At 68.8% G+C, this 24,593-nt stretch carries 26 protein-coding genes; 11 read left to right on the top strand and 15 right to left on the bottom strand.

Annotation, left to right across the window (positions count from 1 at the left end):
- The 5 genes from AC3WQZ_RS24625 to rfaE2 form a co-directional block, all read left to right on the top strand.
- Positions 1-807, top strand: an 807-nt coding sequence (locus AC3WQZ_RS24625) for an enoyl-CoA hydratase/isomerase family protein (RefSeq protein WP_492298587.1), incomplete at its 5' end; no start/stop codon positions are given.
- A gap of 74 nt (positions 808-881) precedes the next feature.
- On the top strand, positions 882-1,673 hold the full coding sequence (phaM, locus tag AC3WQZ_RS24630; protein WP_492298588.1) for a polyhydroxybutyrate granule multifunctional regulator PhaM: 792 nt from the start codon (positions 882-884) through the stop codon (positions 1,671-1,673).
- Positions 1,674-1,710: 37 nt separating this feature from the next.
- Positions 1,711-2,976: a patatin-like phospholipase family protein gene (locus AC3WQZ_RS24635; RefSeq protein WP_010811506.1), complete on the top strand. Its 1,266-nt coding sequence runs from the start codon at positions 1,711-1,713 to the stop codon at positions 2,974-2,976.
- Between the two features lie 200 nt (positions 2,977-3,176).
- On the top strand, positions 3,177-4,040 hold the full coding sequence (locus AC3WQZ_RS24640) for a ferritin family protein (protein WP_010811505.1): 864 nt from the start codon (positions 3,177-3,179) through the stop codon (positions 4,038-4,040).
- A gap of 765 nt (positions 4,041-4,805) precedes the next feature.
- Positions 4,806-5,300, top strand: a complete 495-nt coding sequence (gene rfaE2, locus AC3WQZ_RS24645) for a D-glycero-beta-D-manno-heptose 1-phosphate adenylyltransferase (protein ID WP_010811504.1) — start codon at positions 4,806-4,808, stop codon at positions 5,298-5,300.
- 15 nt (positions 5,301-5,315) lie between these two features.
- On the opposite strand, the gene AC3WQZ_RS24650 is transcribed toward rfaE2, so the two are convergent.
- From AC3WQZ_RS24650 to AC3WQZ_RS24660, 3 genes are read right to left on the bottom strand one after another with little or no spacing between them, the layout of a single operon-like run.
- Positions 5,316-6,032 (bottom strand): SPOR domain-containing protein, encoded by a 717-nt coding sequence (locus tag AC3WQZ_RS24650; RefSeq protein ID WP_010811503.1) that lies wholly within the window; start codon positions 6,030-6,032, stop codon positions 5,316-5,318.
- 41 nt (positions 6,033-6,073) lie between these two features.
- The gene (locus AC3WQZ_RS24655) at positions 6,074-6,916 is read right to left on the bottom strand and encodes a type III pantothenate kinase (protein ID WP_492301426.1); all 843 of its coding nucleotides are present in this window, start codon (positions 6,914-6,916) and stop codon (positions 6,074-6,076) included.
- Positions 6,913-7,794: a biotin--[acetyl-CoA-carboxylase] ligase gene (locus AC3WQZ_RS24660; protein WP_037025304.1), complete on the bottom strand. Its 882-nt coding sequence runs from the start codon at positions 7,792-7,794 to the stop codon at positions 6,913-6,915. Before AC3WQZ_RS24660 ends, AC3WQZ_RS24655 begins: the two co-directional genes overlap by 4 nt.
- A gap of 171 nt (positions 7,795-7,965) precedes the next feature.
- On the opposite strand from AC3WQZ_RS24660, the gene AC3WQZ_RS24665 reads away from it, so the two are divergent.
- The 5 genes from AC3WQZ_RS24665 to AC3WQZ_RS24685 all read left to right on the top strand — a co-directional run bounded on the left by AC3WQZ_RS24665 (position 7,966) and on the right by AC3WQZ_RS24685 (position 12,861).
- Positions 7,966-9,102 carry an MlaE family ABC transporter permease gene (locus AC3WQZ_RS24665; protein ID WP_492301428.1) on the top strand — a complete coding sequence of 379 codons (1,137 nt, stop codon included), beginning with the start codon at positions 7,966-7,968 and terminating at the stop codon, positions 9,100-9,102.
- Entirely contained in the window at positions 9,099-9,953 is an 855-nt protein-coding gene (locus tag AC3WQZ_RS24670; protein ID WP_010811499.1) for an ABC transporter ATP-binding protein, read from the top strand. Before AC3WQZ_RS24665 ends, AC3WQZ_RS24670 begins: the two co-directional genes overlap by 4 nt.
- Positions 9,950-10,891: an MlaD family protein gene (locus AC3WQZ_RS24675; protein WP_011614365.1), complete on the top strand. Its 942-nt coding sequence runs from the start codon at positions 9,950-9,952 to the stop codon at positions 10,889-10,891. Before AC3WQZ_RS24670 ends, AC3WQZ_RS24675 begins: the two co-directional genes overlap by 4 nt.
- A gap of 70 nt (positions 10,892-10,961) precedes the next feature.
- Positions 10,962-11,591, top strand: a complete 630-nt coding sequence (locus tag AC3WQZ_RS24680) for an ABC-type transport auxiliary lipoprotein family protein (protein ID WP_492294104.1) — start codon at positions 10,962-10,964, stop codon at positions 11,589-11,591.
- Positions 11,592-11,610: 19 nt separating this feature from the next.
- Positions 11,611-12,861, top strand: a complete 1,251-nt coding sequence (locus tag AC3WQZ_RS24685; RefSeq protein ID WP_010811496.1) for a VanZ family protein — start codon at positions 11,611-11,613, stop codon at positions 12,859-12,861.
- 12 nt (positions 12,862-12,873) lie between these two features.
- Here the strand turns inward: AC3WQZ_RS24685 and pcp are convergent, their stop codons facing one another.
- The 9 genes from pcp to AC3WQZ_RS24730 form a co-directional block, all read right to left on the bottom strand.
- A complete protein-coding gene (gene pcp / locus AC3WQZ_RS24690) occupies positions 12,874-13,524 on the bottom strand; it encodes a pyroglutamyl-peptidase I (RefSeq protein ID WP_010811495.1) in 651 nt (216 codons plus the stop codon).
- 15 nt (positions 13,525-13,539) lie between these two features.
- Positions 13,540-14,490 carry a DUF979 domain-containing protein gene (locus AC3WQZ_RS24695; protein WP_010811494.1) on the bottom strand — a complete coding sequence of 317 codons (951 nt, stop codon included), beginning with the start codon at positions 14,488-14,490 and terminating at the stop codon, positions 13,540-13,542.
- Positions 14,491-14,500: 10 nt separating this feature from the next.
- On the bottom strand, positions 14,501-15,229 hold the full coding sequence (locus AC3WQZ_RS24700) for a DUF969 domain-containing protein (RefSeq protein ID WP_010811493.1): 729 nt from the start codon (positions 15,227-15,229) through the stop codon (positions 14,501-14,503).
- A gap of 100 nt (positions 15,230-15,329) precedes the next feature.
- On the bottom strand, positions 15,330-16,070 hold the full coding sequence (pxpA, locus tag AC3WQZ_RS24705) for a 5-oxoprolinase subunit PxpA (RefSeq protein WP_011614362.1): 741 nt from the start codon (positions 16,068-16,070) through the stop codon (positions 15,330-15,332).
- A gap of 55 nt (positions 16,071-16,125) precedes the next feature.
- A complete protein-coding gene (locus tag AC3WQZ_RS24710) occupies positions 16,126-17,145 on the bottom strand; it encodes a 5-oxoprolinase subunit C family protein (RefSeq protein ID WP_011614361.1) in 1,020 nt (339 codons plus the stop codon).
- Positions 17,142-17,789, bottom strand: coding sequence for a 5-oxoprolinase subunit PxpB (pxpB, locus tag AC3WQZ_RS24715; protein WP_058697476.1), 648 nt, complete (start codon positions 17,787-17,789; stop codon positions 17,142-17,144). Before pxpB ends, AC3WQZ_RS24710 begins: the two co-directional genes overlap by 4 nt.
- Before the next feature lie 241 nt (positions 17,790-18,030).
- Positions 18,031-19,026 (bottom strand): lipoyl synthase, encoded by a 996-nt coding sequence (gene lipA / locus AC3WQZ_RS24720; RefSeq protein ID WP_010811489.1) that lies wholly within the window; start codon positions 19,024-19,026, stop codon positions 18,031-18,033.
- A 40-nt stretch (positions 19,027-19,066) separates the two neighbouring features.
- On the bottom strand, positions 19,067-19,822 hold the full coding sequence (gene lipB, locus AC3WQZ_RS24725; protein ID WP_010811488.1) for a lipoyl(octanoyl) transferase LipB: 756 nt from the start codon (positions 19,820-19,822) through the stop codon (positions 19,067-19,069).
- 170 nt (positions 19,823-19,992) lie between these two features.
- The gene (locus AC3WQZ_RS24730) at positions 19,993-20,361 is read right to left on the bottom strand and encodes a DUF2917 domain-containing protein (RefSeq protein WP_010811487.1); all 369 of its coding nucleotides are present in this window, start codon (positions 20,359-20,361) and stop codon (positions 19,993-19,995) included.
- Between the two features lie 248 nt (positions 20,362-20,609).
- On the opposite strand from AC3WQZ_RS24730, the gene AC3WQZ_RS24735 reads away from it, so the two are divergent.
- Positions 20,610-21,566, top strand: coding sequence for a transcriptional regulator GcvA (locus AC3WQZ_RS24735; RefSeq protein ID WP_010811486.1), 957 nt, complete (start codon positions 20,610-20,612; stop codon positions 21,564-21,566).
- A 1-nt stretch (position 21,567) separates the two neighbouring features.
- On the opposite strand, the gene AC3WQZ_RS24740 is transcribed toward AC3WQZ_RS24735, so the two are convergent.
- The 3 genes from AC3WQZ_RS24740 to rodA form a co-directional block, all read right to left on the bottom strand.
- Positions 21,568-22,647, bottom strand: coding sequence for a tyrosine recombinase XerC (locus tag AC3WQZ_RS24740; protein WP_010811485.1), 1,080 nt, complete (start codon positions 22,645-22,647; stop codon positions 21,568-21,570).
- 25 nt (positions 22,648-22,672) lie between these two features.
- A complete protein-coding gene (locus tag AC3WQZ_RS24745; protein ID WP_010811484.1) occupies positions 22,673-23,359 on the bottom strand; it encodes a DUF484 family protein in 687 nt (228 codons plus the stop codon).
- Positions 23,360-23,448: 89 nt separating this feature from the next.
- Positions 23,449-24,591: a rod shape-determining protein RodA gene (rodA, locus tag AC3WQZ_RS24750; RefSeq protein WP_010811483.1), complete on the bottom strand. Its 1,143-nt coding sequence runs from the start codon at positions 24,589-24,591 to the stop codon at positions 23,449-23,451.
- Positions 24,592-24,593 lie beyond the last annotated feature (2 nt).

A 24,593-nucleotide genomic window follows, 5' to 3' on the forward strand; every position in this document is an offset into this window, starting at 1 on the left:
CCCCTCTCCCCCCGCTACGAGCGCTATCGCGCACTGACGCTGCGCCGCCACGGCCCCATCCTCGAAATCATCATGGGCGCGGCCCAGTCGGCCAACCAGAAGCTGGCCACGGCGGACGCCAACATGCACCGCGAGCTGGCCGAGATCTGGCGCGACGTATCCGCCGACCCCGAGGTGCGCGTGGCGCTGATCCGCGGCGAGGGCAAGGGCTTCTCCGCCGGCGGCGACCTGGCGCTGGTGGAAGACATGGCCAACGACTTCGAGACCCGCACCCGCGTCTGGCACGAGGCGCGCGACCTGGTCTACAACGTCATCAACTGCGACAAGCCGGTGGTCTCAGCCATGCACGGTCCCGCCGTCGGCGCCGGGCTGGTGGCGGGCCTGCTGGCAGATATCTCGATCGCGGCCAGGAGCGCGCGCATCGTCGACGGCCATACCCGGCTGGGCGTGGCCGCCGGCGACCATGCCGCGATCGTGTGGCCGCTGCTGTGCGGAATGGCCAAGGCCAAGTACTATCTGATGCTGTGCGAGTCGGTCAGCGGCGAGGAAGCCGAGCGGATCGGCCTGGTCTCGCTGGCGGTGGAAGAGGACGAACTGGTGGCGCGCGCCTTCGAGGTGGCCAACCGGCTGGCGGCCGGGTCGCAGACCGCGATCCGCTGGACCAAGTACGCCCTCAACAACTGGCTGCGCATGGCCGGCCCCGCCTTCGACACCTCGCTGGCGCTTGAATTCATGGGCTTTGCCGGCCCCGACGTGCACGAAGGCGTGGCGAGCCTGCGCCAGAAGCGGCCGCCACAGTTCAGGTAACGACGACGCAGCCGCCGGCCCGACGGGCCCTCCTGGCCAATCCCGGGGCTGCGCCGCACACGGAGCGCTCGACCATGTTCGGACAGATTCCCGATTTCACCAACGGCTTCGACTTCATGCGCCGGCTGTGGGGCAGCGGCAGCGGCATGCCCGCCGGCATGATGCCCGGCCTGCAGGCAATGACGCCGCCGATGGACCTCGACGACCTCGACAAGCGCATTGCCGACCTGAAGGCCGTGGAGAGCTGGCTGCAACTGAACACCAACCTGCTGCGCACCACCATCCAGGGCCTGGAAGTGCAGCGCGCCACGCTGGTGGCGCTGCAGACCTTCGGCAACGCGCTGTCGCCCGAGGCCATGCAGTCCGCCATGGAAAACGTCGCGCGCGCGGCCAACACGCCCAGCGCCGCGGCGCCGGAGCGCGACGCCGGCGCGGATGCCGACAGCGGCACGCAACAAGAGCCGCCTGCCGCCGAGCGCCCGCAAGCTGCGGCAAGCGACACCGATTCCGCCTTGCCGCCCAACGCCGCGCTGTGGTGGGACCTGCTGCAACAGCAGTTCAACCAGATCGCCAGCAGCGCCGCCGCGGCCAGCATCGCCCCGTTCGGCATGGGCGGCGTGGGCGGCTTCGGCACCGCAGCCAGCCCCGACGCCGCAGCGCAAGCGGCGGCTGCAAAACCGAAGACGGACGCGCCTGGCACGGCCGCCTCCGCCGGCACGGGCAAGCCCGCCGCCAGGAAAGCGCCGGCAAAGAAGGCGCCGGCCAAAAAGGCGGCCAAGGCAAAACCGGCCAGGGACGCCGGCAACGGCGAGGACAATGGCAAGAACGGGGGCAACAACGGCGCCAACGGCAGCAGCGCAGCCTGACCGCCAGATACTCCGACAAATCGTCCACACCAACGCAATGCACCGCGAGTCCTTCCCGGCCCCCCACCCCGCGTCGCAATCCGGACCCAATCCCGCCGCCACCGCGCTGATCATGATGGGCGGCGGCGCGCGCGCCGCCTACCAGGCGGGCGTGCTGAGCGGGCTGGCGCGCATTGCCGCGCGGCACGGCAAGGGCCATGGCGCGATGCCCTTCGGCATCATCGCCGGAACCTCGGCAGGGGCGATCAACGGCGCCGGGCTGGCAATCCAGGCGGGGGACTTCCAGGCCGCCACGCAGAGCCTGGCGGCGCTGTGGCACAGCATCCACGCCGACGACGTCTACCGCACCGACGTGCTGCGCGTGGGCGTGTCGGGTGCGCGCTGGCTGTCCACGCTGGCGCTGGGCTGGGCCACGCAGCGGCGCGCGCCCCGTGCCCTGTTCGACAACACCCCGCTGGGCAGCATGCTGGGCGAGCTGTTCGAGCCCGAGCGCGTGCAGGCCAGCCTGGACAGCGGTGCGCTGCAGGCCTTCGCGGTCACCGCGCTGTCCTACAGCACCGGGCGCCACGTGACCTTCTACCAGTCGCACCACCGCATCCATCCGTGGCACCGCAGCCAGCGCATTGCGATCCCGGCGCCGATCACGGTTGACCACCTGCTGGCATCCGCGTCGATCCCGTTCCTGTTCCCGGCCATGCCGCTGGAGCTGGACGGCCACCATGAGTGGTTCGGCGACGGCACCATGCGGCAGATGTCGCCGCTGTCGCCGGCGATCCACCTGGGCGCGTCGCGCGTGCTGGCGATCGGCGCGGCCTCGCGCCAGCGCTCGGGCTGGTACGACACCATGCCGGCCGGCGGCTACCCGTCGCTGGCGCAGGTGGGCGGACAGGCGCTCGCCAGCATCTTCCTGGACGGGCTCAACGCCGACCTGGAACGGCTGCTGCATATCAACCGCCTGCTGGCGCGCATGCCGGAGCTGGCCGGCGACCGCGAGGGCTGGCGCCCGGTGCAGGTGATGACGATCTCCCCCAGCGAGCCGATCGAAGCCATTGCCGCCGAGCACCAGAAGCAGCTGCCGCGCACGGTGCGCGCCCTGCTGGCGCCACTGGGCGGCACCGAGGCGCGCGGCGCCGCCTTCGCCAGCTACCTGCTGTTCGAACCCGCCTTCACCCAGGCCCTGATGGCACTGGGCGAGCGCGATGCCGAGGCCCAGGCGGACGAGCTGGCGGCGTTCCTGTTCGGCGTCGTCCCGGGCACGCCACCGGCCGCGCTGCCGGTGGACGAACGCGCGCTTTCGCCCTGAGCACCCGCCCGCACATGGCGTCCTGCCAGGCGCCGCGGCTGGCACATTGACGCCTCGGCGCTCCGCTGATCGCCCGCAATATGCAGCCGGCTGCGCCAAACCGCGTCAAAAAGCGTTGCATTTGCCCCGATCCGGACTAAAAAAGGAGAAGAGAATAATTCGCATCTGGTAGAATCTGCCCGTAATTTCAAAGGCTTACCATGCTCTACCCCGAACTGTTCAAATCGTTGGAAGCCGTCCGCTGGCACATGGACAAGGACATCCCCTGGGACTCCTTTGACGCCAGCATGCTGACGGACGACCAGGCCAAGACCATCCGGATGAATGCGATCACGGAATGGTCCGCCCTGCCCGCGACCGAGATGTTCCTGCGCGACAACCGCCACGATTCTGATTTTTCGGCGTTCATGAGCATCTGGTTCTTTGAGGAACAGAAGCACTCGCTGGTGCTGATGGAGTACCTGCGCCGCTTCCGCCCGGACCTGGTGCCGACCGAGGAAGAACTGCACGCGGTGCGCTTCGAGTTCGACCCGGCCCCGCCGCTGGAAACCCTGATGCTGCATTTCTGCGGCGAGATCCGCCTGAACCACTGGTACCGCCGCGCCGCCGAATGGCACACGGAACCGGTGATCAAGCATATCTACCGCACCCTGTCGCAGGATGAAGCCCGCCATGGCGGCGCCTACCTGCGCTACATGAAGAAATACCTGGCGCAGTTCGGCGACAGCGCGCGCGCCGCCTTTGCCAAGATCGGCGTGCTGATGGCCTCGGCCCGCCGCACCGAGAAGCCGCTGCACCCGACCAACCTGCACGTCAACAAGGCGCTGTTCCCCAACGACACGGTGCAGTCGCGCCTGCCGGATCCGGACTGGCTCGAGCACTGGCTGGACGAGCAGATCCGCTTTGACGAAGGCTGGGAGAAGAAGGTCATCGAACGGATTCTGCACAACATGTCGCTGCTGTTCGAACGCACCTTCGAAACCGTGCAGGACCTGAACCGCTACCGCAAGGAACTGAACGCCAGCCTGCAAGGCTCGGGCGGGGCCCAGCCGGCGCAAGCCTGAGCGGCCAGTCCGGCAGCACGAAAAAAAGCCCCGCCGAAGCGGGGCTTTTCTTTTCCCTTCTTTTGCCTTGACGCATTCCCGACAAATGCGACCCGCGGCGGCGCACCGGACCTGGTCCGGCTGTGGCGGGTATTCTGCGATGCTGATTTCCTTGTCCCGGAAATTCAAGCGCCTGGCATGATAAACGAGCGAGTTGCCACGCAGGTAGTAACCGGTTACTACATCATTCCATTCCCGTCCCGCGCACTGCCGCGCCCTCGCGCGGCGGCGGCAAACCCATGCCTGGCGTCCGTTTGTCGAATAGATTTATATCCGGAAATAGAATATTTAAATCACGCCTCAATTACCCTGGCCATCAATTCGATGTAAATCCAGCATTACGAATTCATTTAATTCGTGGCGTAATGCCTCGCAATTCCGATAACATCGGAATTAGCGCCAGCCGCAGCTGGCAATTCTCCGCAGCGCCATTTACCCGGGTGGCATCGCGGCACTTGGGGCGGCAACGCGCAGGCCGCGCATATCGACGCCGTGCGGCAGGCGCTGCAGGGCGCCTTGCGCGGCATTGCCACCGCGTCGGTGCAGCAGGCCCGGCCGGTCTCCGATCCGGCAGCCAGGGATGTCGCCAACGACGCGGCCATGAGGCTGTGCGTGACGGGGTAACCAGGACCCCGCCGCCGGCGGGGATCCCAAGAAGGGGTACCATCTCGGGCAAGCACGCCGGCTCCGACCAGGGGCCAGCCTCCACTTTCCGATGCCGACCCCATGTCCGTACCCGCTTTCGAATCCAAGCTGACCCTGCCTGACACCCCCGCCGCGCTGGCCGCGCGCATCGCCGCCTTGCCGCGCCCGCTGGTGTTCACCAATGGCGTCTTCGACATCCTGCACCGCGGCCATGCCACCTACCTGGCACAGGCGCGCGCACTGGGCGCAAGCCTGGTGGTTGGCGTCAACAGCGATGCTTCCGTAAAGATGCTGGGCAAGGGCGACGACCGTCCGCTGAACCATGAATCGGACCGCATGGCGCTGCTGGCCGCGCTGGAGTCGGTCGACCTGGTGGCGATGTTCCGCGAACAGACCCCGGTGGAACTGATCCGCCTGGTGCGCCCCGACATCTACGTCAAGGGCGGCGACTACGACATCGACACGCTGGAAGAAACCCGGCTGGTGCGCAGCTGGGGCGGGCAGGCCTACGCCATCCCCTTCCTGCACGACCGCTCGACCACCAAGCTGCTGACCAGGGTGCGCCAGGGCAGCTAAGGCAGCCCAGGGCGCTCAGGAGCAGGCCAGCACGTCCTCGGCGCCGTAGCGCTGGCGCATGGCCTCGAGCCGGGCACGCGCCGCGTGGTCGGCATCGCGCACGCGCAGCCACTGCCGCGTGAGCGGCCGCGCGGCCTCGGTCAGCATGGCGGTACGCACGCCATAGCCGCGCAGGGTATCGAGATATTGCTCGGCACGCTCGCGCTCGCGGAAGAGGCCCAGCGACACCGTATAGGTGGGGGCCTCGGGCGTGCCAGCGGTCACCAGCGAGTACTCGGTCACATTGCGCCGGCGCAGTTCGGCCAGCTTGCGCTCGGCATGCTCGCGCGTGGGCTGCGCGGGCAGATGGACCCACCAGCGCACCTGTTCCTGCCGCGCGAACGCTTCCACGCGCAGCGCGGCGGCGGCCAGGTCTTCAGTGGCGCGGCGCGCCGCCTGGGCGCTGAAGCCACCGATCTCGACGCAAGCTGCCGCCAGCGTGGCGGACGGCAGCGCGCTGCGCGGTGCGGCACCCGCCGCCGGTGCCGACGCCGGCGCCTGCACCCGCATCCGCTCCCCACGAACTTGCTGCTGCAGCCGTTGCGGTTCACGCGGGGTTTCAAACCAGCCGGCCAGCGGGTTCGCGCCGAACACCCCGAGCACCGCCCCCAGCAGCACGGCATTGGCGAGCAGCAGCAACAGCGGGACGATGCGCGGCGAGCGTGGCCGGGCGGGCTGGCCTGGGGCGGTCATGGGTCGGGGCGGATTGAGGCTGTGAGAAGTTGCGCTGCGCGCTAGTCGCCGGCCGATGCCATCGCCATCGCGTGCAGGCCGAGCAGCACCAGATTATCGTGCATCTCGAACGGCACGGCGAGCGCGCCTGCCAGCGCGCCGCGGGCACCGCCGGACAGCAGGCAGCGCACGGGGCCCGGCCCGCGCTCGCCCAGCGCACGCCAGGTGCGTTCGATGGCGCCGGCCTGCGCGGCCAGGCAGCCCGCGGCAATGGCGTCGTGCGTATTGTCGGCCCAGCGCAGGTGCGCGCCGGCCACGGTGCCGGCATCGTCCACGTCTAGCGCCGGCAACTGCGCGGTGTTGCGCGCCAGCGTGCCCAGCATCAGCGCCAGCCCGGGCAGGATCAGGCCGCCCTCGAAGCGCGCGCTGCCATCCGCCGCGGCCGTGACGATATCCAGCGTGGTGGCCGTGCCCGCGGTCACCACCAGCAGTGTGTCGTGCGGCAGCCAGCGGTGCGCGCCGATGGCGCCGACCCAGCGGTCCACGCCCAGTTGCGTGGGCTCGCGGTAGCCGTTGGCCAGGTTGCCGTGCGCGGCGGCGCTGCGCACCCATTGCACCGGCGCACAGCCTCCGAAGGCGTCGGCCAGCGCCGCATCCACGGCGGCCGCGATCACCGGCCCGGCGACGTTGCTGATCCACACCGACGGCATCGGCCCGCTGCCGCGCAGCGCGCGCAGGTCAGCGGCCAGCGCCTGCAGCGCGCCGGCGTCGGCATGGGTAACCGCGCCGCCGTGCTGCCACGGCGTGGGCAGCGCGCCGGTGGCGGGCAGCGCCGCACCGGCTTCGCACCAGGCCCACTTGAGGCGGGTATTGCCGATATCGATCAGCAGGAGCGGCGCGCTCATGCGGTGTCTCCCTGCCCCGGCGCGGGCCGCAGCGACAGCTCGCCGCTGGCGATGCGCTCAAGCCCCGCCGGCGTTTCCAGCAGCAGGTGGCCAGCCTCGTCGACGCCGCGCGCCATGCCTTCGGCGATCACCTTGCCCTCGTGCAGCAGCCGCACCGGCTGGTCGCGGTAGGCATCGGCCGCGGACCAGCGCCGTGCCATCGGCCCGAAACCGTGCGCCAGGAACGCGATGCGCATGGCCGCCAGCCGTTCCAGCAGCGCGGCCAGCAGGCGCGGGGCATCGCGCTGCGCGTCGAAGCCGGGCATGGCCTCGGCCACGCCAGCCAGCTCGCGGCCCAGCGCCGCTTCCATCTGCGCGTCGCGCACCAGGTTCAGGCCGATGCCGATCACGGCCCAGACGCGCTGCGGCCCGGCGGGCACCGACTCGATCAGGATGCCGGCCAGCTTGCGGCCATCGATCTGGAGGTCGTTGGGCCATTTCAGCCCGATCCGTGCGCCGAGTCGCGCATCGACATCGCCCAGGGCCTCGGCCAGCGCCAGGCCCACGGCCAGGCTCAGGCCGCTCAGTTGCGCCGGCGCCAGCGCCAGCGGCAGTGCCACCGAGAAGGTCATGCCTGCCTGCCCCTGCCATGGCCGGCCCTGGCGCCCGCGCCCGGCGGTCTGGCGGTAAGCCAGGCGCAGCCTGGCGGCGTCGGTCCACGGCGCCTGGCGGCAGGCCGCGGTCAGGTCGGCATTGGTGGAGCCGGTTTCCTCCACCAGCTCCAGCGTCCAGTCGCTCAGCGCGGGCGACAGCATGCCGCGCAGCGCGCCGGCATCAATGCGCCAGTTGGCGCCGGATGGGGCGGAAGGGTCGGATGGAGTCGGAGGAACGGCGGACATGCGCGGCAAAGGGTTGGGATCGATGGCGATCGTAGAAAACACAGGCGGGGACGGGGTGCGGCCCGGGTGCCTGCGGCAGATGCCGCATTGTAGCCGCGCCGCCGCCTCGGCACGGCGCGGTCGCGCCAGCGGGGCGGGTGGCTTAGAATCGAGACTCGGCCATCACATCGCATGCCCTTGGAACGCCAGACGACGCCAGACTTCGATATCACGCGCGGGGACGGAACCGTCAGCGTAGCGCTGCGTGGCGACTGGACCGCGCTCGCCCTGGCCGGCTGCCACCAGGCGCGGCAGCTGCGCGCGCAGCTGCATGAGCTGGCGCAGGCGCCAGACAGCGCGCAGTGGTCGCTGGCCGGCGTCGAGCGGCTGGACCATATCGGCGGGCATCTGCTGTGGCAGGCCTGGAACGGCGCGCTGCCGCAGCGGCTCGATGCCAGCGAGGGCCAGCGCCGCGTGTTCGAGCGCATCGCCGCGGTGCAGAACGAGGGGTGGAAGAAGCACATGGTGGACCGCTTCAACCCGGTTACGCTGTTCGGCGCCAACGTGCTGTCGTTCGGCGCGCAGCTGCGCAGCGGCATCACCATGCTGGGCCAGCTGGCCTTCGATCTGCTGCGCTTTGCGGGTGTGCCGCAGCGCGGCCCATGGCGCGAGATCTCGGCCAATATCTACAACGTGGGCTACAAGGCGCTGGGCATCACCGCGCTGGTCGGCTTCCTGATCGGCATCGTGCTGTCCTACCTGTCGGCCAACCAGCTGCGCACCTTCGGCGCCAGCACCTTTATCGTCAACATCCTGGGCATGGCGGTGATCCGCGAGCTGGGCCCGGTGCTGGCGGCGATCCTGATCGCGGGGCGCTCGGGTTCGGCCATCACCGCGCAGATCGGCGTGATGCGCGTGACCGAGGAGCTCGACGCGATGCGCGTGATGGGCATCTCGCACGGCTTCCGGCTGATCATGCCGCGCGTGATCGCGCTGGCCATCGCCATGCCGCTGCTGGTGGCGTGGACCGACGTGATGGCGCTGGCCGGTGGCATGCTGGCCGCGCGCATGCAGTTGGGCATCAGTGCCACCTTCTTCCTGCGCGAGCTGCCCGATGCGGTGCCGGTAGCCAACCTGTGGCTGGGGCTGGGCAAGGGCGTGGTGTTCGGCATCCTGATCGCGCTGACCGCATGCCACTTCGGGCTGCGCATCAAGCCAAATACGCAAAGCCTGGGCGAAGGCACCACCGCCTCGGTGGTGACCGCGATCACCATCGTGATCCTGGCCGACGCGGTCTTCGCCGTCCTGTTCAAGGACGTGGGCCTGTGAGCGCCGCGCCAGCTACCGCCACCCAGGACGGGAAGGTCCAAAAGGACCGCACCCCGGTCATCGAGGTGCGCAACCTGGTCAAGCGCTTCGGCAAGGCCATGGTGCATGACCACGTGAACCTGGACGTCTACCGCGACGAGGTGCTGTCGATCGTGGGCGGGTCCGGCAGCGGCAAGACCGTGCTGCTGCGCCAGATCGTGGGGCTGGAGCGGCCCACCTCGGGCAGCATCAAGGTGTTCGGCGAGGACCCGACCCGGCTGCGCCCGGCGCAGCTGCAGGCGCTGCGCAACCGCTGGGGGCTGCAGTTCCAGCGCGGCGCACTGTTCTCGGCGCTGTCGGTAATCGACAATATCGCGCTGCCGCTGCGTGAGCTGCGCGCGCTGCCCGACAACCTGATCTGCCAGGCCGCGCTGCTCAAGCTGCAGCTGGTGGGCCTGTCGGCGCGCGATGCCGACAAGATGCCGTCGGACCTGTCCGGCGGCATGATCAAGCGCGTGGCGCTGGCGCGCGCGCTGGCGCTGGAGCCCGAGCTGCTGTTCCTGGACGAGCCCACCGCCGGGCTGGACCCGATGGCCTCGGACGACTACGTGGCGCTGATCCGCGAACTGCGCCGCGAACTGGGCCTGACGGTGGTGATGATCACGCACGACCTGGACACGCTGGTGGCGTTGTCCGACCGCGTCGCGGTGCTGGCCGACCACAAGGTGATCGCCGCGGCGCCGATCCCTGAAGTGGTGAAGGTGGACCACCCCTTCATCCGCGAGTATTTCCTGGGCGAGCGCGCCCAGCGCGCCATGCAGGCGCTGCCGCCGCACGCGCAGCCGGATGCGCCGCCCCCTGGAGAAGCATGATGGAAAACAAGTCACACGCATTCCTTGCCGGCGTGTTCACCATCGGGCTGGCCGTGCTGGTGCTGTTCGCGATCTTCTGGTTCAGCACCGACCACGCGGTGCGCGTGCCGTATGACCTGATCACACGCTCCACCGTCAACGGCCTGCAGCCGCAGGGCGATGTGAAATACCGCGGGCTTGCGGTGGGCAAGGTCGAGTCGATCAAGTTCGACCCGCAGGTGCCGGGCCAGATCATTGTGCGCGTCAACGTCAACAAGGACACGCCGATCACGCGCACCACCTATGGCACGCTGGGCTTCCAGGGCGTGACCGGAATCGCCTACGTGCAGCTGGACGACAGCGCTACGCACGACGGCACCACGGCCTCGCCGCCGCTGCCGACCTCGCCCAAGGCGGTGGCCCGCATCGCCATGCGCCCCGGCTTCTTCGAAGAGCTGGAAAAACGCGGCGATTCGCTGCTGACACAGGTCGAGACGATGATGGCCTCGCTCAACGACATGTTCCAGGGCGCCAACCGCGCCGAGCTGATGGCCGCGATCCGCTCGGTGCGCAAGACCGCCGAGGACTACTCGCGGTTGTCCGATTCGCTGGGCCCGGCCGCCAACCGGCTGCCGAAGGTGACCGAGAACCTGAACGCCACGCTGGAATCGACCCGGCGCCTGACGCAGGAGCTGGCCAACCCCAACGGCACAGTGATGCGCACCGTCGACAGCGTCGGGCGCGACCTGCAGGGCGCGGCCTCGTCGGTGCAGTCCGCGGCGGGCACCTTCAGCGAAGAGACCCTGCCGCAGCTCAATGGCCTGGCCCGCGACGCGCGCCAGACCGCGCGCACCTTCGAGCGCGCCGCCGGCCAGTTCAACGAAAGCCCGAGCAGCGTGCTGTTCGGCGCGCCCGCGCCCGCGCCGGGTCCGGGCGAGCCGGGCTTCAGCGCGCCGTAGCGCGGCCCGCATGCCGCCCCTCACCCGATACCGCCAACCGCGAGATACCGCCGTGAACCCTGCGACCGAGATGCCACGCTTGCTCCGATCCGCGATCTCCCGCCTCCAGGCCGCCCTGCTGCTGGCCGCCGCGGGGCTGGCGCTGTCAGGCTGCGCGCTGACGCGCGGCAACGACCCCACCGTCACCTACGACCTCGGCCCGCCGGCCGCCACCACCCCCGGCAACGGGAACCCTGCGCCGGCGCGGCTGCCCAAACTGCGCGTGGCGCAGACCGATGGGCCCAACTGGCTGGATGGCAACGCCCTCTTCTACCGGCTGCAGTATGCGCAGGCGCAGCGCCTGCAGGCCTACGCCACGCAGCGCTGGGTGATGTCGCCCACGCGCCTGTTCGACGAGCGGCTGCGCGAGGCCGTGGCCGCGCGCGGCACGCTGAGCTGGTTCGGCGACAGCAGCGTGCCGGCGCTGAAGGTGGACCTGATCGAGTTCGACCAGGTGTTCGACAGCGCCACCACCAGCGCAGGCGTGGTGCGGCTGCGCGCCACGGTGTTCCAGCATGGCATGCTCGGCCAGCAGACCTTCGAGGCACGCCGGCCCGCTGCCAGCGCCGATGGCGCCGGCGGCGTGAAGGCCCTGGCCGAGGCCAGCGACGCGGTGATCGCGGCGCTGCTCGACTGGATCGGCACGCTGCAGCTAAAGTAGACACGCAAGGAGAAATGCCATGGAGCCGGCTCCCCCGCCGCCCTCCGCGCCGCCCCCGGCGGCTCAGCCAACGCCGGAAGCCACCGGCCCGCAGCACTCGCCGCTGGCCCGAGTGGGGCTGATTTGCTTCACGCTGCTGGTCGTGTACGCCAGCCTGTACCCGTTCTCGGGCTGGGTCGACAACGGCGTTTCGCCGTTTGCCTTCCTGAGCGCGCCCAAGCCCCGCTACATCACCGACTTCGACCTGCTGACCAATGTGCTGGGGTACTTCCCGTTCGGTGCGCTGGTGGTGCTGTCGCTGCATCCGCGCATGTCGGGCGGGCGCGCCACGCTGGTGGCGCTTGTGGCCGGGACGCTGCTGGCGGCCTGCATGGAGGCCTTCCAGACTTGGCTGCCAAGCCGCATCTCTTCCAATATCGACCTGATCACCAATGCGCTGGGCGCGCTGCTGGGCGGCGCGGTGGTGGCGCCGTTCACCCGGGCCCTGATCGACGACGGGCGCCTGACGCGCCTGCGCCATGCGTGGTTCGAGCCGCACGCCAGCTTTGCCATCATCCTGCTGCTGCTGTGGCCGTTTGCGCAGGTGTTTCCGCAAGAGCACCTGTTCGGCATGGGCGGCATCGTGCGCGAATGGCTGACCGACCCAGAGTCCTGGCCGATGCAGGCGCTGCAGATGGTGTTCCCGCAGCTTGAGGCCTGGCAGGACCATTTCGGCCTGCGGCCCGAGGACATGCAGAGCCAGCAGTTGCTGGAATCGCTGGTGACCGCCAGCAGCTGGGTCGGCACCGGCCTGTTCGCCTCGATCGCGATGCGCCGCAGCGCGCCGATGCTGCGCATCCTGGCCGGCCTGCTGGCGGCCGCGCTGCTGCTCAAGGCTACCGCGGCCGAACTGCAGTTTCCGTCCGAGAGCGCTTTTGTCTGGCTGTCCGAGGGCGGGCGCTTTGCCTTGCTGACCAGTTCGCTGGTGCTGGCGCTGCTGCTGTACCTGCCGCGCTGGCTGCGCGCGGTGCTGGCGATGGTGGCACTGATCGTGCTGGTGGTGCTGACCAATGTGCTGCCATCCAACCCCTATGCGTGGATCTCGGAGCAAGGCTGGCGCATGGGCCGCTTCATCCACTTCAACAGCCTGGCGCAATGGCTGGGCTGGCTGTGGCCGTTCCTGGCATTCTGCTATGTGATCTGGCGCTTCGAACAGGTCAGCCTGCGCCGCCATGCCAGGAAAAAAGCCGCGGCGCGCCGTGAGGCGGCCGCGGCCGGTACGCAGGAATAGCGCTGACGGGGCCTAGTGCAACTGCCCGCCTTGCTCGCGCACATCGGCGCGGGTCGACAACGCCGTCGCCACCGCCGCGCGCAATCCCTTCACCAGCGTTTCCTGCGCCAGGCTGGGCTGGCCCGGATGGCGCGCCGCCTGCTCGGGCAGGTAGGGGATATGGATAAAGCCGCCGCGCACGTCGCCATCCGGCTGCTGCGACAGCCGGTGCATCAACCCGTAGAAGACATGGTTGCAGACGAAGGTGCCGGCGGTCTGCGACACCGAGGCCGGCACGCCCGCCGCGCGCATGTCGCGCACCATCGCCTTGATCGGCAGCGTGGCAAAGTAGGCGGCCGGGCCGCCCGCGACGATGGCGGTATCGATCGGCTGGGCGCCGGCGTTGTCGGCAATGCGCGCATCGTCGACATTGATCGCCACGCGCTCCACCGACATCTCGGCGCGCCCGCCGGCCTGGCCCACGGCAATCACCAGCGCGGGCCGCAGCACGTCGACCAGCTCGCCGATGGTATCGATCGCCGCACCGAACACGCACGGCAGCTGCCGCGCCACGATCACCGCGTCGCCCACGCGCTCGCCGTCGAGCGCGCGCACTGCCTCCCATGAGGGATTGATCGGTTCATTCTCGAACGGCTCGAAGCCGGTCAGCAGCACGGTACGCATGGCGAGGCTCCGCGGTTACATCAGGAAGTACAGCAGCGCGATATTGGCCACCAGGATCGCCAGCGCGGTCGGCACCTGCGCGCGGATGACGGCGTTCTTGTCGTCGAGTTCCAGCAGTGCCGCCGGCACGATATTGAAGTTGGCCGCCATCGGCGTCATCAGCGTGCCGCAATAGCCCGAGAACATGCCGATCGCCGCCATCACCGCCGGATTGCCGCCGAACATGCCGACCAGGATCGGCACGCCCACGCCGCCGGTCATCACCGGGAAGGCCGCGAAGCCGTTGCCCATGATCACGGTGAACAGCGCCATGCCCACGCAATAGACCGCCACCGCCACCAGCTTGTAGTCCATGTTGATATAGGCGGTGGACAGGTGCGCCACCGCCTTGCCCACGCCCGCGTCGGCGAACACCAGGCCCAGCATCGCCAGCATCTGCGGCAGCACCAGCGCCCAGCCCAGCGACTCGGTCAGCCGGCGCGACTCGCGCAGGCCCTGCGCCACGGTGTCGCGCGTGAGCCAGCACACCACCGCCAGCGAGATCAGGCAGCCGATCCCCAGCGAGACAAAGGTCACGTTCTTGGGATCGAGCAGCGGCACGCCGGCGATCTTGACGTCCTTGAACAGCATGGTGCCGATCACGGTCACCAGCGGGATCAGCAGCGCCGGGATGAACAGCCTGTTGCCCAGGCGGCGCGCGCTGGCGCGGCGTTCTTCCTCGGGCAGGCTGTGGTGCTTGCCGTGGCCGACGCCGCCGAAGCCCGCAATCAGCGCCATCACCACCGCGCCGATGCCGACCGCGGCCGGCGGCAGCCGGTCGCCGATCAGGAATACGATCGCGTACAGCAGCCAGAACAGGCCGGTGCTGAGGCGGCGCGGATGCTCGCGGTCGGCGAAGGTCATCAGCGCGGTGATCGCCAGCACCAGGCCCGCGAGCCAGTAGAGATATTCGATGGAAATGATCATGGCGGGCTCCTTACTCTGCGCTCTTGGCAGGTACGGCGGCCGCGGCGGCCTTGCCGCCCAGTTCGCGCTCGAGCCAGCGGTCCAGGCGCTTCAGGCGCACGGCGTGGATCAGGAAGGCGCAGATCGCGGTGGGGATGCCCCACACAGCAATATGCAGCGGCTCAACGTCGATGTTCGACGACAGCAGGAAGGTGTGCATCAGCGCGATCGCGCCGAAGGCCACGAAGATGTCCTCGCCAAAGAACAGGCCGACATTGTCGGTGGCGGCGCAGAACGCCAGCACGCGCTGGCGCACCGGCTCGGGCAGGTGGCCGAAGCGGTTCTCGGCCGCGCCCTCGGCCATCGGCGCCAGCAGCGGGCGCACCATCTGCGGGTGCCCGCCCAGGCTGGTCAGGCCGATCGCGGCGGTCAGCTCGCGCACGCCCAGGTAGACGATCAGCAGGCGGCCAACCGTGGCCGAGGCAATGCGCGCGATCCATGCCTGCGCATGTTCGCGCAGCCCGTGCCGCTCCAGCAGGCCGATCACGGCCAGCGGCAGCAGGATGATCAGCGGCAGGTTGCGCGCCTTGACGAAGGCGGTGCCGATCGCCGAGAAGATCTGCATCAGCGGCATCGGCGCGGCCAGCCCCGTGGCCAGCGCGGCGAGCACCACCACCAGCATGGGATTGAAGCGCAGCACGAAGCCGACAATGATGACGCCGACCCCGACAAGGGGCCAGAGATTGACTGCCTGTTCCATAAGAGACACCAAACGAGTGTGACGGAGGCGAGCGGACGGCAGCCGTGTCAGCGCACGACAGCGCCGGCCGCAGTGGATGCTGGCGGTTGAGACGGAGTGCTCAGTCGCCGGCGCGGACCGCGATGCCTTCCGCGCCCAGCCGTTCCCGGATGCGCCGCGCAAAGGCCAGCGCGTGGGCGCCGTCGCCGTGCAGACACACGGTTTCGGCTTGAATCGGTACCCAGGTGCCGTCGATGGCGCGCACGCGTTTCTCGCGCACCATGGTCAGGGTCTGGTTCAGGGCGACTTCCTCGTCCTCATGCAGCGCGCCCGGCGAGCCGCGCTTGACCAGCGTGCCGTCGGGGTTGTAGCCGCGGTCGGCAAAGACCTCCTGCTTGACGCGCAGGCCGGCTTCCCTGGCGATATCGATCATCTGGCTGCCGGCCAGGCCGAAGAACACCAGGTCGGCATCGAAGTCGCGCACCGCGCGCACGATGGCGCGGGCCAGCGCCGGATCGCGCACGGCCTGGTTGTACAGCGCGCCATGCGGCTTGACGTGATGCAGCTCGCCGCCCTGCGCGCGCACGATCGCGTCGAGCGCTCCGATCTGGTACAGCACGTCGGCGTAGACGTGTTCCGGGTCGCGCTGCATCTCGGTGCGGCCGAAGTTCTCGCGGTCCGGGTAGCTCGGGTGCGCCCCGATCGCCACGCCGCGCTCCAGCGCCCACTTCACCGTCTGCACCATGGTGGCCGCGTCGCCCGCGTGCCAGCCGCATGCGATATTGGCCGAACTGATCAGCGCCAGCAGCGCCTCGTCGTTGGCACAGCCTTCGCCAAGGTCAGCGTTCAAATCGATCTGCATTGCCATTCTCCTGTGCGGCGCACTGCGTCGCCCGATTGATGTTGCGCGTGCGCGCCTATGCCGCCACGCGCGTGCTTGCGCGCCGCCGCGCGGCGATGGGCATGCCATCGCCCTGCCACCGCAGCGCCTGGTCGATCTGGCGCAGGTAGCGCTCCAGCTCGGCCTGCGCCGCCTCTGCCTGCGCCAGCGTCACCTGCACGAAACGCACCGGCGCACCCAGCGGCACCTGCGCCAGCCGCCACAGGTCCGCACCGATCACCACGCCGATCTTGGGGTAGCCGCCAGTGGTCTGCGCATCGGCCATCAGCGCGATCGGCTGGCCGCCCGGCGGCACCTGCATCACGCCCGGCACCACGCCATGCGACAGCAAGTCGGCGCTGCGCTCGGCGCGCCGCGCCAGCGCGGGCCCGTTCAGGCGCAGCCCCATGCGGTTGCTGTTGGGCGTGACGGTCCAGTCGGCCTGCCACAGCGCGGCCCGCGAGGCCGCGTCGAAGTCTTCATATTCAGGCCCCGGCAGCATCCGGACCGGCGTGGCCTTGCCCGCGATGCTGGCAGGCAGCGCCCACGCCGGCGCCTGCACGCCGATCCAGTCGGTCTCGGCCGCCAGCCCCGGGCGCCCCGCCGTCAGGCGGTCGCCTTCCTGCAGCGCGCGCCCGCCCAGACCGCCAAAGCCTGACTTCAGGTCGGTGCTGCGCGAGCCCATCACCGGCTCGACCTCGATGCCGCCCGCCACGCACAGGTACACGCGCGTGCCGCCGCGCGTCGACGGCAGCGTCAGCGTCTCGCCCTTGTGCACGTCAAAGGCATGCCACGACCACACCGGCACGCCGTCCAGGTTGGCGCCGCATTCGGCACCAGCCAGCGCCACGCGCATATCGGCATGGAAGCGCAGCGCGGCGCGGCCCAGCGTGAATTCAATGGCGGCACAGCCCGGCGCATTGCCGAGCAGGCGGTTGCCCACCTCCACCGCCAGCATGTCCATGGCCCCGCAACGGCCGACGCCAAAACGGCGAAAGCCGGTACGGCCCAGGTCCTGCACCGAGGCAAGCGCGCCGGGACGAATGATTTCGATCACGCGATGATTTCCTCGGCAACAAAGCGCACGGTATCGCCGGGCGCAAACAGGGACGGCGGATCCCGGTCCGCCACGAAGAGCTCGGCATCGGTGCGCCCGATCAGCTGCCAGCCGCCCGGCAGCACCGCCGGATAGATCCCGGTCTGCTCGCCGCCAATGCCGACCGACCCGGCCGGCACCGCCACCCGCGGCTCACGCCGGCGCGGCGTGGCCAGCTCCGGCGCCAGACCGCCCATATAGGCAAATCCCGGCTGGAAGCCCAGGAAGTAGACGACGTACTCGCCGGCGGCATGGCGGCGCACCACTTCCCGCGGTGTCAGCCCGGTATGGGCCGCCACATCGCCCAGGTCCGGGCCATGCTCGCCGCCGTAGCGCACCGGGATCTCCACCAGCTTGCCGGTGGCATTGCGTGCCTCGCCGGAGGCCCAGGCGAGCTTCAGGTTGCGCTCCAGCGCGTCCACATCGGCGCTGCCGTCGAAGATCACGGTCAGGTTGTTCATGCCCGGCACCACGTCCACCACCCCGCGCCAGTTCTCGGCCCGGGCAGCCATCGCCCAGATCCGGCGCTGGACTTCCAGCGATGCGGGGGGAGCCACGCTGTACAGCAGCGCCTGCTCGGCGAGTCGGTGGACGGTGCAGTTCATGAGATTCCCGGTAGCGCACTTGCTACCAGTTTAGGCAGGCAAGCCGGAATGTGACGTGTTTGTATTTCATCGATAATTTATCGATGAATTCATAATATCGAAATGAGACGAGGAGAAACAGTCAGGATTGACCCTAGGGGCGCAAGGGCCACTGCGACCGGCTGCACCATGGCCGGGCACCAAAGAAAAACGGCCGGGAAATCCCGGCCGTCTCTGCTCGATCAGTGTGCAGCGCTGTCGTTCAGGCAAACCCAGCCTGATGCGCCTGCTGGTCGGCATGGTACGAACTGCGCACCATCGCGCCCACCGCAGCGTGGGTGAAGCCCATCTTGTAAGCCTCTTCCTCGAACATCTTGAAGGTGTCGGGATGCACGTAGCGCAGCACCGGCAAGTGGTGGTTCGACGGCGCCAGGTACTGGCCGATGGTCAGCATGTCGATATCGTGGGCGCGCATGTCGCGCATGACTTCGAGGATTTCCTCGTCGGTCTCGCCCAGGCCCACCATCAGGCCGGACTTGGTCGGCACGTTGGGGTTGCGGCGCTTGAATTCCTGCAGCAGCTTGAGCGAGTGCTCATAGTCCGCGCCCGGGCGCGCCTGCTTGTACAGCCGCGGCACGGTTTCCATGTTGTGATTCATCACGTCCGGCGGGCAAGCCTGCAGGATGTCCAGCGCCTTGTCCAGGCGGCCACGGAAGTCGGGCACCAGCACTTCGATGCGCGTGGCGGGCGACAACTCGCGCGTCTGCGAGATGCAGTCGACATAGTGCTGGGCGCCGCCGTCGCGCAGGTCGTCGCGGTCGACGCTGGTGATCACGACGTAGTTCAGCTTGAGCTGGGCGATGGTGCGGGCCAGGTTGCCCGGCTCGTTCACATCCAGCGGATCGGGGCGGCCGTGGCCGACGTCGCAGAACGGGCAGCGGCGCGTGCACTTGTCGCCCATGATCATGAAGGTCGCGGTGCCCTTGCCGAAGCATTCACCGATGTTGGGGCAGCTCGCTTCCTCGCACACCGTCACCAGGTTGTTGGCACGCAAGATGTCCTTGATCTCGTAGAAGCGTGAGCTGCCGGTGGCGGCCTTGACGCGGATCCAGTCCGGCTTCTTGAGCTTTTCGGCCGGCACGATCTTGATGGGGATGCGTGCGGTCTTGTCGGCCGACTTCTGCTTGCGGGTCGGGTCATACTGCTCCGCGGGGGACTGCGGGGCTTCGCTGGAAGTGGCGATCAGGGCGTCGCTCATACATTTCTCCGCACGCGCTCAGCGTGCATTTCGCTTTTGACTAGGAGGCCAGGGCCGTCTCACCCGGCTGCTTCGCTTCAGCCGGGGCGGCAGTTCCTTCGGCAGCCAGCGCGCGGGCTTCGTGCGCTGCCAGCACCTCGCACAATGCTGCCGCCAGGCGCAGTGCGATTTCCGGTTGTTGTGCCGCGGTCACGGGCAAGGGGGCGCCGTTGGCATCCGCCGCCGCGAAGGTGGCGCCTGCGCTGGCCATGTCGACTGTTTCCAGCCCGGCATAGCCGCAGGGATTGATGCGCAGGAACGGCGACAGGTCCATCTGCACGTTGAGGCTGACGCCGTGGTAGCTGCAGCCGTTGCGGATCTTGAGGCCGAGCGCGGCAATCTTGGCGCCCTGGTGCGGCCCGTCGGACAAATAGATGCCGGGGGCGCCGGGCTTGCGTTCGGCTGCGAGATTATACGCCGCGAGCGTGTCCAGCACCGCCTGCTCGATGCCGTGCACCAGTTCGCGCACCATCAGGCGGCGGCGGCGCAGATCGAGCAGCAAATAGGCCACGACCTGGCCGGGACCGTGATATGTGATCTGCCCGCCACGATCGATCTGCACGACGGGAATCTGGTCGTCCGGGGCGAGCAGGTGCGCGGGGTCGCCCGCCTGGCCCAGGGTGTAGACCGGCGGATGCTCGACCAGCCAGACCTGGTCGGGCGTCTCGGGCGTGCGTGCGGCGGTGAAGGCGCGCATCGCGTCGAAACACGGCTGATAGTCCTCGCGGCCGCGTTCGATGACTTGAATCGGATGCATGGCGAGAGTGTAACGAAAAGGGCCGGCTTGCGCCGGCCCTGCCTCGGTCACTTGTGCTGCCCGCTCAGGGCGTGGACCGGCGGGAATCGTCCGATGCGTCACGCGACCAGACCAGGCGCAGATGCCCGCGGCTGCGGTGTGATGCGGACGATGCCCCGCCGGCCTTCGCCTCAGGATGCAGTGACCTGGTCCTGGTTAGGCGTCCACTCCGTGCCTCGAACCAGACGGCGCAGGCTGCGATATACCAGGTGCGGCACATCAGCCAGCGCCAGCGCCGGGCGGCGGGCTTCCGCGATCAGGGCGAGGCGCACCGGGTGCAGCGCACGCGGGTCAACGCTCAACACCACCTCGTCACCCGAGCGCAGCAGCAGGCTGCCGCCACAACGCAGCCAGTAGTCCTCTGAATCTTTCTCGCGGGTCAGCCATACGTCAGCGCCGCGGGCCTCTTCGACATGCAGGCGCTGGGCAGCATGCACCGACAGCGTGGTGACTTCGCCAGGATTCAGGGTGAACACGGTCGTTGTGAGCACGGTTTTCATGGTGGTTCTCCGTTCAGCCGGCCTCGGCGGGGATACGCCAAACCCAGTACGAATTCGCGGCGGGGTACCGGAACTGGCCCGGCAAGGGGACCAGGCCAGTTAAATCCTCTGAATATCGCCGTGAAGTAAATGACTACTGCGGGGGCCGGTGATGGAATATTAGTGATTGCCCGGCCACTATCAAAACGATATATTTTCTTTGTTCTTGTTAGACAAACTCACATACACACGACCGCCTGGAGACCACCATGGCATGGAAGAGCGCCTGGGAAAAGGACCTGCCGCGCGGCTGGCACCGCGAGCTGCCGCGCCTGCCGGCGCTGACCGCGCTGCGCGCCTTCGAGGCCGCGGCGCGGCACGAGAGCTTTTCGCGCGCGGCCACGGAGCTGTTTGTCACGCACGGCGCGGTCAGCCACCAGATCCGCGCGCTGGAAGACGAACTGGGCATGCCGCTGTTCGAGCGCCACGGCAAGCGTGTCGCGCTGACGCCGTCGGGGCGCCTCTATGCCGAGCGCGTGCGTGACGCGCTGCTGCAGATCGCCGATGCCACGCGCGCGCTGCAGGCCGGCAACCGCGACAAGCGCCTGACCATCAGCACCATGCCGTCGTTTGCCGCGCGCTGGCTGACGCCGCGCATCGGCAGCTTTATCGAGCGCCACCCGGAGCTGGATGTCGAGCTGCTGTCGTCGAACACGCTGGTCAACTTTGCGCACGAGGAAGTCGATATCGCGCTGCGCATGGGCAGCGGCGACTATCCCGGCCTGTATGTGGAACGGCTGCTGGACGACGTCTTCTTCCCGGTCTGCAGCCCCGGCTTCAATGGCGGCCGCCTGCCCGAGCGGCCGCAGGACATGGCGGGGCTGCCGCTGCTGCGCGGCGAGGGCGATCCGTGGAAGCCGTGGTTCGAGGCCGCCGGGCTGGACTGGCCCGAGCCGCGCAAGGGCCTGCTGCTGGAAGATTCCTCGCTGCTGCTGCAGGCCGCGTCCGAAGGCCAGGGCATTGCGCTGATCCGCTCCTCGCTGGCCTACAACGACCTGCTGGCCGGGCGCGTGGTGCGGCTGTTCGATGTCAGCATCCCCTGTCCATGGCTGCTGTACTTCGTATGCGCCCCGGGCTCATTGAACCTGCCCAAGGTGCAGGCGTTCCGCGGCTGGCTGCTGCCCGAGATCGAGCGCTTCCGCGAGGTGCTGGCGCAGTGGGAGTGAACTAGTCTTCCGACGCTTCGCCGGAGTCAGCAGGATCGGCGGCTGCGTCCGCCGCCGGCCTGGCGCGCGCCCGGCCGGCCCGCGGATGGGCCTTGTCGTAGACCTTCGCCAGATGCTGGAAATCGAGCGCGGTATAGACCTGCGTGGTCGAAATGCTGGCATGGCCCAGCATCTCCTGCACCGCGCGCAGGTCCCCCGACGACTGCAGCACGTGGGTGGCAAATGAGTGCCTCAGCATATGGGGATGCACATCGGCCGGCACGCCGGCGCGCAGCGCCTGTTGCTTGAGCCGCAACTGCACCGTGCGCATCGACAGGCGCCGCCCGCGCGGGCCGAGGAACAAGGCGTGGGCATCTTCCGGCAAGGCGCCTGGGCGCAGCAGCGTGTCGCGCACCGCCAGCCAGGCACGCAGCGCCTCGATGGCCTTGCTGCCGACCGGCACCGAGCGCTGGCGCGAACCCTTGCCGGTCACGGTGACTTCCGCTCCGGCCAGGTCGAGCCAGCCGCTGGAGCGGTAGCCGTCGGCATCGGCATAGCGCAGGTCCAGCTGCACCAGCTCGGACAGCCGCAGCCCGCTTGAATAGAACAGCTCATGGACCGCTTGGTCGCGCAGTGCCTGGGCATCCGTGCCGGCAGGATGCGCGACCAGTGCCACCGCATGTTCGACCGACAAGGCCTTGGGCAGTGCGTGGCCAGAGCGCGGCGCGCGCACGCCGTCGACCGGGTTCACCGTGACGCCATGGCCGTGGCGCGCCGCCCACTGGAAGAAACCGCGCCAGGCCGACAAGGTGCGCGCGATGCTGGTGCCGACCAGCCCGGCGCCATGCAGCCGCGCGGCAAAGTTGCGGATATGGTGGGTCTGCAGTGCCAGCAGGGCCACGCCGGGCGCATAACGCGCCGCGTGCCCCTGCAGCACGCGCAGGTCGCGGCTGTAGCTGGTCAGCGTGTGCTCGGCCAGCTTGCGGCTGCCGCGCAGCCAGTCCAGGTAGCGTGTGACCAGCGGCTCGGGTGCCGGCGGCGGGCCGTCGCTGGCAGGAGCGATATCCGCAACCACGCTGCGGGGCGGCCGGCGTGCAGTCATGGCGTCAGGCGTGGGCCGCCGCGCCTCAGTCGCGCAGCCGGTGCAGCGCGGCGCCGGCGACTTCGCCGATCTGCGACAGGTAGGCGGTGCCCATGCCTTCGTGGAAACGGCGCGGATCGGGCGAGCCCAGCACCAGCAGGCCAAAGGCTGCGCCGCGCACGTCGGCACCGGCCTCGGCATCGCCGGCACGCACCGGCACGCGCAGCGTCACCATCGCCAGCGAGGTGATATCGTCGCGCTCCAGCAGCCCCGCGGCCTCGAAGCCGCCGTTGCTGCCGCAGTACGGCGCACGCAGGCCTTCGGCAAAGATGCGCAGGTCTTCGCTGGCGCCCTGCGCCACTTCCATATGGACGTATTGCTCGGCGACATCCCACAGCCTGAGCGCCACCGCCGGCACATCGAACACCTGCTGCAGGCCGTCCTGCACTGCATAGGGCAGCGCGTGCGAATCGGCTTCGGCCAGCAGGCGCAGCTGCCAGGCATGCATGCGTTGCTGGGTGCGGTCGTTGTCATGGCCGTGGCGGACCAGGTCCGCCAGGCGCAGCTCCAGGCCCTTGTTCTTCTCGCGCAGGATTTCCATCTGGCGTTCCTGCAGCGACACGGCGCGGTGGCTGTGCGGGCTGGTCAGCTGCACCGCGGCCAACAGCTCGGCGTGTTCTTCGAAGAATTCGGGGTGGCTCTGCAGGTAGGCGGCAACGTCTTGGGCGTTCATGGGGCGTGGACCGGTAGAGGTAAAGTGGGTGGCAGTTTAGCAAAGGGGACCGGCGGCACAGCCGCGGCCCCCTTTTTACGCAGGCTGCGCTACGTCTGGATCAGCCGCTTCTGCCGCGAAATGCTCATCAGAATGCCGATGCCCGCGCCCAGCGTCACCAGTGCGGTGCCGCCATAGCTCATCAGCGGCAGCGGCACGCCCACCACCGGCAGGATGCCGCTGACCATGCCCATGTTGACGAAGGCATAGGTGAAGAAGATCAGCGTGATCGATCCCGCCAGCAGCCGCGAGAACAGCGTCGGCGCATTGGCCGCGATAAACAGGCCGCGGAAGATCAGCAGCAGGTACAGCACCAGCAGCACCGCATTGCCGATCAGGCCGAACTCTTCCGAGTACACCGCGAAGATAAAGTCGGTGTGCTTTTCCGGGATGAATTCCAGGTGCGTCTGCGTGCCCTTGAGCCAGCCCTTGCCCTCGACCCCGCCGGAGCCGATGGCGATGATCGACTGGATCGTGTGGAAGCCCTTGCCGAGCGGATCGCTGGTCGGGTCCAGCAGCGTGCAGACGCGGTGCTGCTGGTAGTCGTGCAGCACCGGCCAGTTCACGCCCGGCGCGCACATATCGTTCTGGAACGTGATCAGCAGCGTGATCGCCACCACCAGCAGCCCCAGCAGCGGCAGGATCAGCCGCCACGACAGGCCGGCGAAGTAGATCACGTACACGCCCGCGGCCATCACCAGCAGTGCCGTGCCCAGGTCAGGCTGCTTGGCGATCAGGCCGACCGGGATCAGCAGCAGCCCCAGCGCCACCACGAAGTCGAACCACTTGATCACGCCCTCGCGCTTCTGGAAATACCAGGCCAGCATCAGCGGCATCGAGATCTTCATGATCTCGGACGGCTGGATCACCATGCCGACATAGAGCCAGCGGCGCGCGCCCTTGCGGATCAGGCCGAACATGGCCACCGCGATCAGCAGCGCCACTCCGACCGTGTAGATCGGCACCGCCACCCGCATCAGCGTCTGCGTAGGCAGGTAGGCGATCACGATCATCACCACATAAGACAGCAGGATATTGCGCAGCTGATCCTCAACCCGGCCCGGCATGTCGATGGCGGCCGAGTACAGCGCCACGATGCCAGTGGCGAACAGCAGGAAGACGATCAGCGAGAGTGGTTTGTCAAAACCGGTCAGCGCGGTCTTGATCAGGGACAGGACGCGGCGTCGATCCATGC

This window comes from Cupriavidus sp. FW305-26 (assembly GCF_058787975.1).